The following is a 14,452-nucleotide window of genomic DNA, read 5'->3' as shown; positions in this document are numbered from 1 at the left end:
TTGAAAACGCTCTAGCGGATGAAGCCGATGATAGAGCGGACCTGCTTCATTGTCTCTTCGGCAATGACACTGGCGCGCTCGCCGCCATCCCGCAGCACCGCGTCGATGGTTTCGGGGTCGGCCAGGAGGCGTTGCATCTCCCCGGCCATGGGCGCGAGCACGGAAACAGCCAGGTCGGCCAGCGCCGGCTTGAACTTGCCCCAGCCCTGGCCACCGAACTCGGCCAGCACCTCAGCCTTTGTCTTGTCCGACAGCGCCGCATAGATGCCCACGAGATTGTCAGCCTCGGGCCGCGCCTTGAGATCCTCCACCTCGAGCGGCAGTTCGGCCGGGTCGGTGGTGGCTTTCTTGATCTTCTTGGCGATGGCATCGGCATTGTCGAGCAGGGAAATGCGCGACTGGTCGGACGGGTCCGACTTGCTCATCTTCTTGGTGCCGTCGCGCAGGCTCATGATGCGGGTTGCAGGTCCCGCGATCAGGGGCTCGGTAATGGGGAAGAACTGGCCATCCTGGGTCGCAGAGCCTTGCGCCTCGATCGAGGCGGCATAGTCATTGTTGAACTTGGCCGCGATATCGCGGGTCAGTTCAAGGTGCTGCTTCTGGTCGTCGCCGACCGGCACATGCGTCGCCTTGTACAGAAGAATGTCTGCCGCCATCAGCGAAGGATAGACGAACAGGCCCAGCGAGACATTCTCGCTGTTCTTGCCGGCTTTGTCCTTGAACTGGGTCATGCGGCTCATCCAGCCCATGCGCGCCACGCAGTTGAACACCCAGGCCAGTTCGGCATGCTGGACGACCTGGCTCTGGTTGAAGACGATGGAGCGCTTGGGATCGACGCCCGCCGCAATGAAGGCGGCGGCGACTTCGCGTGTCGCGCGCCTGAGGGCATCGGGCTCCTGCCAGACGGTGATGGCGTGCATGTCGACCACGCAATAGATGGTCTCATGGGTGTCCTGAAGCGGCACGAAGCGCCGGATGGCGCCCAGATAATTGCCCAGATGCAGGTCGCCCGAAGGCTGGATACCGGAGAAAACGCGGGGGCTGAACGTCATGGAAGAGGCCTGATCGACTGAAGTCTGGAACACTTATCCCCGATCACCTCCGATGTCATCCCGGCGCAGGCCGGAATGACCCCGTGTTGGAGCCTACCCACCGCGCCGCAACCGTCGCAGCAGCTGGCCCAGCCGCTGCGTGCCGGAAATATGGATCAGGGTGAAATAGGTGGCGATCCCGAAGCCGATCAGGCAGGCTAGGACGCCCGCCTGCAGCCAGAGCGGATTGCCCGGGGCCAGAAGGTGCGCGCCGCGTTCCGCCAATAGCCACAGCGCGCCACCCATGACGAGGGTAATGACAAGGATCGCCCCCTGCCCGCGCCACTGGGCCAGATCGAGCCGGAAATGGCCGCGTAGCGCCAGCACCACGGCCAGCATGATCACATTGATCCAGGCCGAGACCGAAGTGGCGATGGCAATGCCGACATGGACGAGGCTCGGAAACAGCCAGAGCGATATGGCGATATTGACCACGACGCTGATGCCCGCGAACAGGGTGGGCGTGATCGTGTCCTCGCGGGCAAAAAAGCCCGGCTGCAGCACGCGGATCAACACGAAGGCCGGCAGGCCCGCCGCAAAGGCCACCAGGGCCTCGGCGGTCTGGGTGGTGGCCAGGACGTCGAAGGCCCCGCGTTCGAACAGCACCCGCACGATGGGTTCGGCCAGGGCCATCAGCGCGAAGGCGGCCGGCATGGTCAGCAGCATGGAGACGAACAGCGCCTGGTCCTGGCTCTGGCGCGCCTCGGTGGCGCGACCGCCCTTGAGGTGCCGGCTGAGTTCGGGCAGCAGCACGGTGCCGATGGCAATGCCGATAATGCCCAGCGGCAGCTGGTAGAGCCGGTCGGCATAGGACAGCACGGAAATCGCATTGTCGGCGCCCGAGGCGATGATCGTGCCGACAAAGATATTGATCTGGGTAATGCCCCCCGCCAGGATGGCCGGCACCGCCAGCACCCAGAAGCGGCGCACCTCCGGATCAAGCCGCGGCCATTGCAGGCGGGGGCGGAAACCGGCCCGCTGGATGGCCACCCAGACCAGCACCAATTGCGCCACGCCGCCACCCATGGTCGCCATCGCGACCCAGATGGTGGCCTCTTCGGGCGCCTGCACCCAGAACGTTGCCAGCGGCACGAGCATGGCGATGTTGACGATATTGAGCAGTACCGGCGCAAAGGCGGCGGCGAAAAACCGGCCCAACGTGTTGAGAATGGCGCCATAGGCCGCCATCAGCGACATGCAGGCGAGATAAGGAAACATGATCCGCGTCAACAGCACGGTCAGCTCGAACTTTTCCCTGTCGTCAACGAAGCCGGGCACGAAGGCGACCATGATCTGCGGCATGAAGATTTCGACCAGGATGGTCACCACCACCAGCATGGCCACCAGCCAGCTCATGATCCGCGCCGCCAGGAGCCGTGCGCCGTCCTCGCCGTCCCGTTCCAGGGCGCCGGAGAACATCGGCACGAAGGCGGTGTTGAAGGCGCCCTCGGCAAACAGGCGCCGGAACAGGTTGGGAAAGCGGAAGGCCGCAAAGAACGCGTCCGCCGCCGGCCCCGTGCCCAGCACCGCGGCCATAAGCGCATCGCGCACGAAGCCGGCGAGGCGGGACACCAGGGTCAGGGCGCCGACCGAAACAAAATTGCGGAAGAGGCTCACGCGTCCTTCTCTCCCTCGGGGTGAGAAATAAGGGCGCCAGTTGCGCCCCTACCCATTGGCCACCCGCTTGTCCTCGGGTCGCTCGAACACGCCCATCAGCGCGCCGTGGATTTTCTTCTGGCGCGATTTGACGTGGATCTTCTGGCCGGTGAGGTCGGTGACGTAGAAGACGTCCACCGCCTTTTCGCCGTAGGTGCCGATATGGGCCGAGCCGATGGTGAGATTGAGGTCGGAAATCTCGCGGGTCAGCGCATAGAGCAGCCCGATCCGGTCGAGGCCGGAGACTTCGATGACCGTGAACTTTTCCGAGATGGCGTTGGAAACCGAGACCTGCGCCGGCAGCGCAAAGGGTTTCAGGCGCCGGTTGTGCCGGCTTTCCTTGCCCAGGTCGATCAGCACCTGGCGCTGCCCCTGCAGCAATTGCTTGACCGTGTCGATGATGCGCGTCGCCCGGACCTTTTCGTCCTCATCGCTGGTAAAGCTGCGGCGCAGGCGGAACGTATCGATGGCGCGGCCGTCGCGCGTCGAAAAGATCTGCGCCCCGATGATCGAGGCATCCTGCATGGTGCAGGCGCCGGCGATCAGCGACAGCAGGCGCGGATGGTCGGGGGTATAGAACGAAACTTCGGTAATGCCCTCGAAGGCCTTGATGCGAATCGAGCCGGCAAAGGGCTGGCCCGACTGGTCGGCCTGGCGGATCATGCGCGCGTGCTCGATCTGCAGTTCCGGCTCGGCCCGCAGCCAGTAGTGATCGTAATGGCGGGCCGAATAGGCCTCGATTTCGGCCGGCGGCCAGGAGTCCAGCGCCTTGGCCAAGGCGGTGCGCGCCTGCTCGATGCGATCGGTATGGCTCACCTGGCTGTGCCCGCCCGAGAGCAGCGGCTCGGTGGCATAGTAAAGCGCCCGCAACAGGCTCCCCTTCCAGCCCGTCCAGGTGCCCGGCCCCACGGCGCGGATATCGCAGGCGGTGAGGATCATCAAAAGTGCCAGACGTTGGGGCGATTGCACCACATCGGCAAAGGCCTTGGCGGTTTCGGGGTCCTGGATATCGCGCGCCTGGGCGATTTCGCTCATCAGCAGGTGATATTCGATCAGCCAGGAAACCGTATCGGTCTCGGCCGGGGTCAGGCCGAAGCGCGGGCAGAGTTTCTTGGCAATCCGGGCGCCGGCGGTCGAATGGTCCTCCGGACGCCCCTTGGCGATGTCGTGCAGGAACAGCGCCACATAGAGCAGGCGCGTATCGTTGAGCTGCGGCAGGAGCTCATGGGTCAGCGGCAATTCCTTGCGCAGCCCGCCATTGGCAATCTCGGCCATCACCCCGACGGCGCGGATCAGGTGCTCGTCCACCGTATAGTGGTGATACATGTTGAACTGCATCAGGGCGACGATCTTGCCGAAATCGGGCACGAACTTGCCCAGCACCCCGCTCTCGTTCATCGCTCGCAGGATGCGCTCGACATAAAGCGGGCTGGTCAGGATGGTCAGGAAATGGCCATTGGCCTTGCTGTCGGTCCGCAGCTTGTTGTCGATGAGCCGGAGGCTGCCGCGCAGTCGCTTGATGGCGTCGGGGTGGAACAGCAGTTCCTCGCGGCCGGCCACCATGAACATGCGGATGAGGTTGACCGGGTCCTTTTCGAACACATCGGGATTGGTGATGTTGAGCCGGCCGGTATCGACGATGAAATCGGTTTCGCCCTTGATCTTGCTCTTGCCCGCGCGGAACGGGGCCAGCACGCGCCCGACCAGGTCCATGTCCTTGGCATGGTGGAATTCGAGGCTGGCGCAGATGATGCGGGTGAGGTCGCCCACATCCTTGGCGACGAGGAAATAGCGCTTCATGAAGCGCTCGACACCCAGCATGCCGAGCCGCTCGGCATAGCCCATGCGCCGGGCCAGGTCTGGCTGCACGTCGAAGGTCAGCTTCTCGTCGGCGCGGCCGGTGAGAAAATGCAGGTGACAGCGCACCGCCCACAGAAAATCCTCGGCGCGGGAAAACAGCCGGTTCTCGGCGGCACTCAGAACGCCCTTGCGCACCAGCTCGGTGCTGGTCTTGACCTGGTAAAAGTACTTTCCGATCCAGAACAGGGTGTTGAGGTCGCGCAGGCCCCCCTTGCCGTCCTTGATATTGGGCTCGACCACATAGCGGGTATTGCCCATCTGCTTGTGCCGCTCATCGCGCTCGGCCATTTTCGCGGCGATGAATTCGGGCCCGGTCTTGGGCATGATTTCGGTTTCGAACCGATGCACCAATTGCTCGTAAAGTGCCTTGTCGCCGGTGAGGAACCGCGCTTCGAGCGTGGCGGTGCGCACCGTCATGTCGGCCCGGGCCATGCGGATGCATTCGTCGACCGAGCGCACCGCGTGCCCGACCTTCTGGCCGAGGTCCCAGAGCATGTAGAGGATATATTCGGTGACCTGCTCGCCCCAGGGCGTCTGCTTGTAGGGCAGGATGAACAACAGGTCGATATCGCTGCCCGGCGCCAGCGTGCCGCGGCCATAGCCGCCCACCGCGGCCAGGGCGACGGCCTCGGCGCCGGAAGGATTGTCCACCGGATAGACCCGGCTCACCGCATAGCGATGCACCGCGCGGATGATTTCATCCTGGGCATCGCAGATATTCTGGGCGCAGCGGGTGCCCCGCCCATTGGCCAAGAGTTCAGCTTCGGCGCTCTTGCGCGCTTCGGCAAGGGTCTGGCGGATATGGGCCAGCACCAGGGCGCGGGCGGCCGGGGTCTTGGGCGGCTCGGCGCCCACGGCCGCGTCGAGCTCAGCCAGGATCGTCTCGGCACTCTTGAGCGCGAAGAGTGCCTTTTTGGGCTTGGCCTCAGCTTCGGCGAGCGTCATCGCGAATATTCTTCAACTGGTAGAGCATCTCGATTGCCTCCCGCGGCGTCATTTCATCGGGACGGAGGGCATCGAGCGCATCGTGAACGGGATCCTTGCCCTTGGGCGCCGGGGCGGGCGGCCGATGGGCAAAGAGCGGCAAGTCGTCTAGCACGCCGGCCTTGCTGCTGGAAGAGCCGGTGCCGGCGGCGCGCTGCTCGAGCAGGTCGAGCACCTGTCGGGCCCGGGTCAGCACGGTTTCAGGCAGGCCGGCCAGGCGCGCCACCTGGATACCATAGGAGCGGTCGGCAGCGCCCGGCCCCACTTCGTGCAGGAAGACCACTTCGCCCTCCCATTCGCGCACCTTCATGGTGACATTGGCAACCCGGCCAAGAGTCTTGGCAAGGCTCGTCAGCTCGTGGAAATGGGTGGCGAACAGGGCCCGGCAGCCGGTGGTTTCGTGCAGAGCCTCCACCGAAGCCCAGGCAATGGATAGCCCGTCAAACGTCGCCGTACCGCGCCCGATCTCGTCGAGCACCACCAGGCTTTGCCGCGTCGCGCGATTGAGAATAGCTGCCGTTTCGACCATTTCGACCATGAAGGTCGAGCGGCCATGAGCGATGTCATCGCTGGCCCCGACCCGCGAAAACAGGCGGTCGACAACCCCGATATGGGCGCTGTCGGCGGGCACGAAGCAGCCCATCTGCGCCAGGATGGCGATGAGGGCATTCTGGCGCAAAAAGGTGGATTTACCGCCCATATTGGGGCCGGTCACCAGCCACAGGGCACCGCCGCCCGCGGCATCGCTGCCCGAAAGGTCCGCGTCATTGGCCACGAAACTCTGGCCGGCTTGCTGCACCATGATTTCCACGACCGGATGGCGCCCGCCGGAAATGGCGAAAGCAAGGCTGTCGTCGACGATCGGGCGGCAATAGTGCCGCGTGGCGGACACTTCGGCGAGAGCGGCGAACACATCGAGTTCGGCAAGGCGGTCTGCCAGGGCCTGCAGATCGGCGGTGCGGGCCAGCACCGCCTCGCGCAGCCGCGTAAAGATGGCGGTTTCGATGGCGAGCGCGGCGTCCTGCGCCTTGGCGATCCGGCCTTCGAGCTCCGCCAGTTCCGTCGTGGTGAACCGCATGGCATTGGCCAGGGTCTGGCGATGAATGAAGGTGTCGCGCAGGGGCGGCTCCAGAAGCTTGCCGCCCTGGGCCGAGGGCACTTCGACGAAATAGCCCAATACCCCATTGTGCTTGATGCGCAGGGTGCGCAATCCGGTTTCTTCGACCAGCCGGGCCTGCAGCGCCGCAACCACGGCACGGGTTTCCTGTCCCAGCGCGCGCTCTTCATCGAGCCGGCCGTCATAGGCGGCGCGCACGAAGCCACCGTCGCGGCTCAATAGCGGCAGGTCGTCATCCAGCGCCAGCGCCAGTTCGGAAGCCAGCGGCCGGGGCGCCGAGGCCAGGATCGTGCCCAGTTCAGCCAGCACCTGCGGCGGCTCGGCGACGGCAGCGAGGTGACCCGACAGCGCAATCGCCGCGCTGACCGCCTTGCCGATGGCGGCCAGATCACGCGGACCGCCGCGCTCGAGGCTGAGCCGGGAGAGGGCGCGGGCCAGGTCCGGTACCGCTTTGAGGTCCTGGCGCAGCCGGGCGCGCAGCATGGTGTCGTCCACCAAAAGCGCCACCGCATCGAGCCGGGCATTGATCGGCTGAGCCTGGCGCAGGGGCGCCGCCAGCCGCGCCGCAAGCAGACGCGCGCCGGGCGCGGTCACCGTCAGGTCCACCGCCTGGCGGAGGGAGCCTTTGACCTGTCCCCGCTGGGTCTGGAGAATTTCGAGCGAAGCGCGCGTTGCCGCATCGATGCTCATGGTCAAATCGCCGGCATTGGCCTGGGGCGGCCGCAAGGGCGGATGGCGGCCCTTCTGGCTCTCGGCGACATATTGGGCCAGGGCGCCCAGCGCCGCCCGCCCGACGCGGCTGAGCGCGGTGGGGTCGAAACTGTCGCTGGAGAAGGTTTCGCGCAAAGCGGGCAGCGCCGCTTCGCTGTCGGCGACGGGGATGGAGACGGCAATCTGCGCCCATCCCGGCGCAAACAGGTGTCTTTCGGTCAGGGCGGCGCGTACGGCATCTGTCAGCAGCAGTTCGGCCGGATCGATGCGCGCCATTTCGTCCTGCACCTGGTCGGCGCGCAGGTCGGAGACAAAGGTCTCCCCGGTCGAGATATCGGCCCAGGCCAGGGCGAAATCGGTGTCGCCATGGCGCAGCATGGCCAGGCACGCCAGGTAGTTGGCACTGCGGGCGTCGAGGTGATCGTCCTCGGTCAGGGTGCCGGGCGTCACCAGCCGCACAACGTCGCGCCGCACCACGGACTTGCTGCCGCGCTTCTTGGCTTCGGCAGGGTCTTCCATCTGTTCGCAGATGGCGACGCGGTGGCCCAGCTTGATCAGCTTGTTGAGATAGTCATTGGCGGCATGGATGGGCACGCCGCACATCCCGATATCCTCGCCCAGATGTTTTCCGCGTTTCGTGAGGACGATGCCCAAGGCGGCCGAGGCGATTTCGGCGTCCTCGAAGAACAATTCGTAGAAATCGCCCATGCGGTAAAACAACAGATAGCCGGGATTGACCGACTTGATCTCGAAATACTGCGCCATCATGGGCGTCAGACCCACGGCGGCGGGGCCGGCTTTATCGGCCTCGAGGGGAGTGTGATCCATTGGCGCGGGCGGTTCGGGCACGAAAATGATGCCGGACCTTAGGCGTTTCGCCCGCGGAATCCAACCGCCGGGCGTCCACTTTGCCCAGCTTCGCGCAGCGCTGGCCGGCGCGGCCCCGTCCGCGATGGGACGGGGTGGGCCCAGAGCCGCTACTGACCGCGGATCATCGAAACCGGCTCCACCAGCTTGCGGTAGAGATGCCAGGTCGCGTGCCCGAATATCGGCAGGACCAGCGCGAGGCCGACAAAGAGCGGTATCGAGGCCAGGAACAGGCCCGCCCCCACGATCACGCCCCAGACAAACAGGGGCACGCGGTTGTAGAGCACGGCCCGCATGGAGGTCTCGACCGCCACATAGGCCCCGACATCGCGGTCGAGCAGCAGCGGGAAGGCGATGACGCTGGTGCACAGCACCGCCAGCGCAAACAGCGCGCCAAGCCCCGTGCCCACCGCGAGCAGCGTGCGGCCGCCGGGCTGGGTCAGCACCTGGTCGAGAAGGCCGGTCAATGTCCGCGGCGGCGAGGCCCCGAACAGGCTCTCATAGAGGGCCTGGGCGCTGGTGAGCCAGAGCGTGAAGAAGATGAAGAGCAGCGCGGCCACCGCCATGATGCTGCCGATGGCCGGCGAGCGGATGACGCTCATCGCTTCGCGCCAGCCCGGGTTTTCGCCCATTTCCCGCCTGCGGGATATTTCGTAGAGCGGCAGCGCGGCCACCGGCCCCACCAGCGCGAAGCCGCCGACCAGTGGATAGAGCAGGGTCCAGCTGTGCCAGCCATTCATCCAGACGGCCAACACGATGCCGATGATCGGATAGATCAGCATCAAAACGATGTAATGGCTGGGCCGGGCCCAGAAGTCGGCCATGCCCTGGCGCAGCACGTCGCCCAGATCGGACACGGTAATGGTTCGGATTGCCGGCTTGTCGAACTTGTCGCCGATGCCGGCCATGACATGCATTCTGGCCATGGTCACCTCTCCTCGCACAGGAGGCCGCAATCGCATTGCGTGGCGCATGGCTGGCGCGAGACGCAACAGATCGCGACCGCTATGGCGAGGAGATTAAACCTCAAACCGGAGGCTGTCGCCCCCGATTGAGAAAAATGTGATGCGGGCCGGTCTAGCTCAGGCTCTCGATCTCGTAGCGATCGCTGGCGTCATGCTGGGGGCGATAGGTGAAATAGTCGAACACCGCCGGGCTTGCCGTGCCGTTGAGATCGTGCGCGGCCACGCCGACAAAGGCGCCGGTAAAGCTGCCATGGGCCTGGTGGCCGCCGCATTCGTCCGAGAGGATCGAGGCATCAAAGACCGGCCCGATCGGCTGCAGGTCCTGCCCCTCGAGTGCGTAGAAGAACTGCAGCCTGCGCCCGCGAATGGTCAGCGCCAGCCTGACCTTGCCCTCGTTTGGTATCTGCACCGGCGCCGCCGGAAAGCTCAGATTGCCGTCAGGCCAGGACACTTCCGAATTCATGATCAGCAGTTCGCGCTGGCCATCGGAATGGGCGGTGACGGCGAGATAGAAGAAGTTGTAGCGGCTGTAATAGGCCGTCAGCCCCGCCATGGTGCGTTCGTCGGTGGCGGGGAAATCCACCACGGTCTCGGCATCATAGGAGAAATGCTGCTGACGGCGGGCCACCAAGGCCTGTTCGAACCAGGAGCCGATGCTCTCGCGGCCGAACAGGGTCAGCTTGCCTTTCCCGGTCGAAAAAATCCGCTCGGGTTCGGGCGTGCGCAGCCACTGGAAGTCCATAGGCAGGCCGTTCTCGAACGTATAGCGCTGCTCGGCCCAGTATTTGGCCTCGTCGCGCGTGCCCGGCACCTCGACATGCAGCGATGGCACCGGCCCGTTCTTGACATAGAGCCAGTCGTCCTCGCCCCAATAGGCCTCCTGGATCGCCGTCTCGCGGCCCAGCACGCAGCGGCGTTCCTGGGTGGTCGGGCGGCCGGTCAGGTGCACGAGATAGGTCTTGCCCTCGGGCGTCTCGACGATATCGCCATGACCGGCCCGCTGCAGGGCGGCGAGCGGTGCATCCTTGCTGGTCAGGATGTGCTTTTGTGGATGGGTCTCGTAGGGCCCGTCCAGATTGCGCGAGCGGGCAAAGGTGCAGGCATGATCATAGGCCGTGCCGCCTTCGGCCGTCAGCAGGTAGTACCACCCATTGCGCTTATAGAGATGGGGGCCCTCGACCAGCTTGAGATCGGTGCCCTTGTAGATGTTCTTGACCGGCCCCACGAGTTTTCCGGCCTTGGGGTCGAATTCCTGCAGCGCGATGCCGGCAAATTTCAGCGGCCGCGTGCGGTGGTCCCAGAGCATGTTGACGAACCACTTCCTGCCGTCATCGTCATGGAAGAGGCTGGGGTCGAAGCCCGATGAATTGACATAGACCGGGTCGGACCACGGCCCCTCGATGCTGTCGGCCCAGACGATGTAATTATGCGCGTCCTTGAACGAGCCGTCCTTGCGCTTGACGTCGGTATAGACCAGCCAGAATTTTTCCCCGTCATGGGTGAGGCACGGCGCCCAGACCCCGCAGCTATCGGGATCGCCGCGCATGTCGAGCTGGCTCTTGCGCGTGAGGGGCCTCGTGACCAGCTCCCAGTTCGCCAGATCCTTGGAATGATGGATCTGCACCCCGGGAAACCACTCAAAGGTCGAGGTGGCGATGTAATAATCGTCCCCGACCCTCAGAATGGAAGGGTCCGGGTTGAAACCGGGAAGAATGGGATTGGTGATCTGGGACATGTTTCCTCCTCCCCGCCACCGTCTTCCCTTCTCCCCCTGTGGGAGAAGGTGGCGCGCAGCGCCGGATGAGGGGTCGCGATGATTGAGACATACCCCTCACCCGCCCTTCGGGCACCCTCTCCCACAAGGGGAGAGGGGAGGGGCTCGGCTGTTGCTTAGACGAACCGGTTCACCAGGTTTTCGAGATATTCCTGGCGGCCCGATTTCGGCTGCGGGTTGATCGTCTCCGCCTGCACCCGGGCAGCGATGTCGGACAGGCTCAGCTTGCCGCCGAGGATTTCCTTGCCGAGGCCCGCATTCCAGCCAGCATACCGGCCATCCAGCAATTTGTCGTATTCGCCGTCCTCGATCAGGGCCACGGCGCCCTTGAGACCGCGCGCCAGGGTATCGAGGCCCAGGATATGGCCGTGCAGCAGGTCGGCCGGGTCGAGCGACTGGCGGCGCACCTTGGCGTCGAAGTTGAAGCCGCCCTTGCCCAGGCCACCTTGCTTGAGGATGTAGTAGAAGGCCAGCGCCATTTCCCCGGCATTGTTGGGGAAATGGTCGGTGTCCCAGCCCGATTGCAGGTCATTGCGGTTTGCATCGACCGAGCCGAGCATGCCCAGCGAGCTCGCCACGGCCAGTTCGTGCTCGAAGGAGTGACCGGCGAGGAAGGCATGGCCGACTTCGATATTGCACTTCACCTTCTTTTCGAGGCCATAGCGCTGCAGGAACCCGTAAACGGTGGCGACGTCGTAGTCGTACTGGTGCTTGCTTGGCTCCTGCGGCTTGGGCTCGATCAGGATCTGGCCGGTAAAGCCGATCTTTTCTGCATGCTCGATGACCAGGGTCAGGAAGCGGGCCATCTGATCGGATTCCTGGCCGATCTTGGTGTTGAGCAGGGTTTCATAGCCTTCGCGGCCGCCCCAGAGCACGTAGTTCTCGCCGCCCAGTTCGTGGGTCAGCTCCAGCACCGCCTTCACCTGTCCGGCCGCATAGGCGAAGACTTCCGGATCGGGATTGGTCGCAGCGCCGGCCATGTAGCGGCGGTTCGAGAACAGGTTGGCCGTGCCCCACAACAGCTTCTTGCCGCTCTTTTGCATGTTGCTGGCGATGATGTCGCCGATAACGCGCAGGTTCTTGTTGCTCTCCTCCAGCGTCGCGCCCTCGGGCGCCACGTCCACGTCGTGGAAGGCAAAGTAGGGCACGTCGATCAGGTCGAAGAATTCAAAGGCCACTTCGGCCTTGAGCTTGGCGCCTTCAAGGCCCTTGTCGAACCAGGGTCGGTCGAAGGTGCGGCCGCCAAAGGGGTCGCCGCCTTCCTGGGCAAAGGTATGCCAGTAGGCGATGGCGGGACGGATATGGTCTTCCATCCTTTTGCCGGCGATCACTTCGTCCTTGTTGTAGTGGCGATAGGCCAGCGCATTCTTGCTCTGGGGGCCCTCATACCTGACCTGGCTCAGGCCTTTGAAAAAATCACTCACGAACGTGCCTCCTCGATGGCGGAATAGAGTGCGCGGTAGCGCGCATAGTGGTCGGAATAGGCGGCCGACAGGCTCTGGTCGGGCGCAATCGTCCTCAGAATCGGCGGCATGGTCATGACATCCGCCGGTCTGGCGCCGGTGGCGGCGCAGAGGCCGAGCCGGGCCGCACCCAGGGCACCGCCGAAATCGCCGTCCTCGGGCAGCGCGATTTCCATGTCGAGATTGGTGGCGAGCAGCTTCAGCCACAGGGCGGACTTGCTGCCCCCACCCACCGCCAGCAGGCGGTCGATGCGCGTACCGGCATCGTTCAGCACGCGCTGGCAGTCGCGCATGGCAAAGCTCACGCCCTCCATGACGGCCTGGGCCAATTGTGCCGGATCGCTGGACTGGCTGAGGCCGGTAAACGATCCACGGGCATTGGCGTTGTTGTGCGGGGTGCGCTCACCCGAGAGATAGGGCAAGAAAATGGTCTCGCCCGGCCCCTTGAACTGGGATTCGGCTTCGCCCGACAGTTCGGCCTGCTTCCTGCCGGTGATGCGGGACAGCCAGTTCAGCGAATCGGTGGCCGACAGGATGACGCCCATCTGGTGCCAGGTGTCGGGCACCGCATGGCAGAAGGCATGGACGGCGCCCTCGGTATTGGGGCTGAAACTTTCATTGGAGACGAAGAGCACGCCCGAAGTGCCCAGCGATACAAAGCCTTCACCGGGCCGGATGGCGCCGATGCCGCAGGCGGCGGCGGCATTGTCACCGGCACCGCCAGCCACCACGACCGGGCCGGTCATGCCCCAGCGCGCCGCGTACTCAGCCTTGAGTTCAGCCGAAACGGCCGAGCCCTCGACAAGCCGCGGCATGTGCTCGCGGCCAAGCCCGGTGACGCCGAGCAGCGCGTCCGACCAGTCGCGCCGCGCCACATCCATCCACAGCGTTCCGGCACCATCGGACATGTCCTCGACATGCTCGCCGGTCAGCAGCAGCCGCACATAGGCCTTGGGCAAAAGGACTTTTCTGATCTGCCGGAAAATCTCGGGCTCGTTTTTGCGCACCCAGGCGATCTTGGGCGCCGTGAAGCCGGGCATGGCGATATTGCCCGCCAGCTCGCGCAGGGCGGGAAGGGCGGCTTCCATCTCCGCGCATTCCTTGGCCGAGCGGCCATCATTCCAGAGAATGCAGGGGCGCAACACGGTGTCGTTCTCGCCGAGCAGGGTTGCCCCATGCATATGCCCCGAAAGCCCGATGCCCTTGACCGCCGCCAGTTCGCGCGGATGGCTCTGCTTGAGCTTGTCCACGGCGCCGAGCGTTGCCGCCCACCAGTCGGCCGGGTTCTGCTCCGACCAGCCCGGTTGCGGGCGCACCGGTTCGACGGCCGGCGCCGAAGCCTCGCCCAGCGCCTTTCCGTCCGCGTCGATCAGCAGCGCCTTGACACCGGACGTGCCGATATCGATGCCCAGAAAGGTCATGAGGCACGTACCTCAAAATGATTTGGCAAAAACACCTGGTCGTCCTCCCTCGCCCACTTTTCGGGCACCGCCACTGTTTGGATGGCGCGCTTTCTAGCGCAGATTGTCGCGCAGGAAAATCCCAATTTCAACGCCCGATCGCATCGGCGGGATCAAATCCTCCCGGTGACGCTGGACCGGTGATGTGATGGCCGGCGTTGAACCGCTTGCCGCTGCTGTTGGATTGCCGCACGCCCCACCCCGCGGCGTACAGCAGCCCCGCTCAATGGCAGGGCAGTGTTCACCCTGGTGACCTCAGCTACCCACAATGTCATTCCCGCGAAAGCGGGAACCTCTGTTTCGCAGCGGATTCCCCAACGGAGATCCCCGCTTTTTGCGGGGAACTCTGTAAAAAAGGTTCGTCGGCTCTGTCCCACCCTCCCCCCTGAGGGGAGGGCAAGCGAAGCTTAGCCGCAGGCTTAGCGTAGCGAAGGAGGGGGTATCTGTACCAGGCGACTGCATGATTTCTTGGGGGCCTCCCACCCCCTCCCAAGCGCCGCTAGG

The 14,452-nt window shown here is 64.6% G+C and carries 8 protein-coding genes; all 8 read right to left on the bottom strand.

What is annotated here, in order from left to right:
- Positions 1 to 11: 11 nt before the first annotated feature.
- Positions 12 to 1,052, bottom strand: coding sequence for a tryptophan--tRNA ligase (trpS, locus tag KIT02_RS12970; protein ID WP_297578323.1), 1,041 nt, complete (start codon positions 1,050 to 1,052; stop codon positions 12 to 14).
- A gap of 93 nt (positions 1,053 to 1,145) precedes the next feature.
- Entirely contained in the window at positions 1,146 to 2,708 is a 1,563-nt protein-coding gene (gene murJ / locus KIT02_RS12965; protein WP_297578321.1) for a murein biosynthesis integral membrane protein MurJ, read from the bottom strand.
- Positions 2,709 to 2,756: 48 nt separating this feature from the next.
- On the bottom strand, positions 2,757 to 5,552 hold the full coding sequence (locus KIT02_RS12960; protein WP_297578319.1) for a [protein-PII] uridylyltransferase: 2,796 nt from the start codon (positions 5,550 to 5,552) through the stop codon (positions 2,757 to 2,759).
- On the bottom strand, positions 5,533 to 8,247 hold the full coding sequence (gene mutS, locus KIT02_RS12955) for a DNA mismatch repair protein MutS (RefSeq protein ID WP_297578318.1): 2,715 nt from the start codon (positions 8,245 to 8,247) through the stop codon (positions 5,533 to 5,535). Before mutS ends, KIT02_RS12960 begins: the two co-directional genes overlap by 20 nt.
- A gap of 149 nt (positions 8,248 to 8,396) precedes the next feature.
- Positions 8,397 to 9,212 (bottom strand): DUF2189 domain-containing protein, encoded by an 816-nt coding sequence (locus KIT02_RS12950; protein ID WP_297578316.1) that lies wholly within the window; start codon positions 9,210 to 9,212, stop codon positions 8,397 to 8,399.
- Between the two features lie 151 nt (positions 9,213 to 9,363).
- Positions 9,364 to 10,986 (bottom strand): glycoside hydrolase family 43 protein, encoded by a 1,623-nt coding sequence (locus KIT02_RS12945; protein WP_297578314.1) that lies wholly within the window; start codon positions 10,984 to 10,986, stop codon positions 9,364 to 9,366.
- A gap of 155 nt (positions 10,987 to 11,141) precedes the next feature.
- Positions 11,142 to 12,449: a xylose isomerase gene (xylA, locus tag KIT02_RS12940; RefSeq protein ID WP_297578312.1), complete on the bottom strand. Its 1,308-nt coding sequence runs from the start codon at positions 12,447 to 12,449 to the stop codon at positions 11,142 to 11,144.
- Positions 12,446 to 13,909: a xylulokinase gene (xylB, locus tag KIT02_RS12935; RefSeq protein WP_297578310.1), complete on the bottom strand. Its 1,464-nt coding sequence runs from the start codon at positions 13,907 to 13,909 to the stop codon at positions 12,446 to 12,448. The genes xylA and xylB overlap by 4 nt, the downstream gene beginning before the upstream one ends.
- Positions 13,910 to 14,452: the final 543 nt, after the last annotated feature.

It is taken from the genome of Devosia sp., from assembly GCF_025809055.1.
GTDB lineage: Bacteria > Pseudomonadota > Alphaproteobacteria > Rhizobiales > Devosiaceae > Devosia.
Note: the sequence above shows the minus strand (reverse complement) of the source record. Positions and strands in the feature narration are given on the sequence as shown.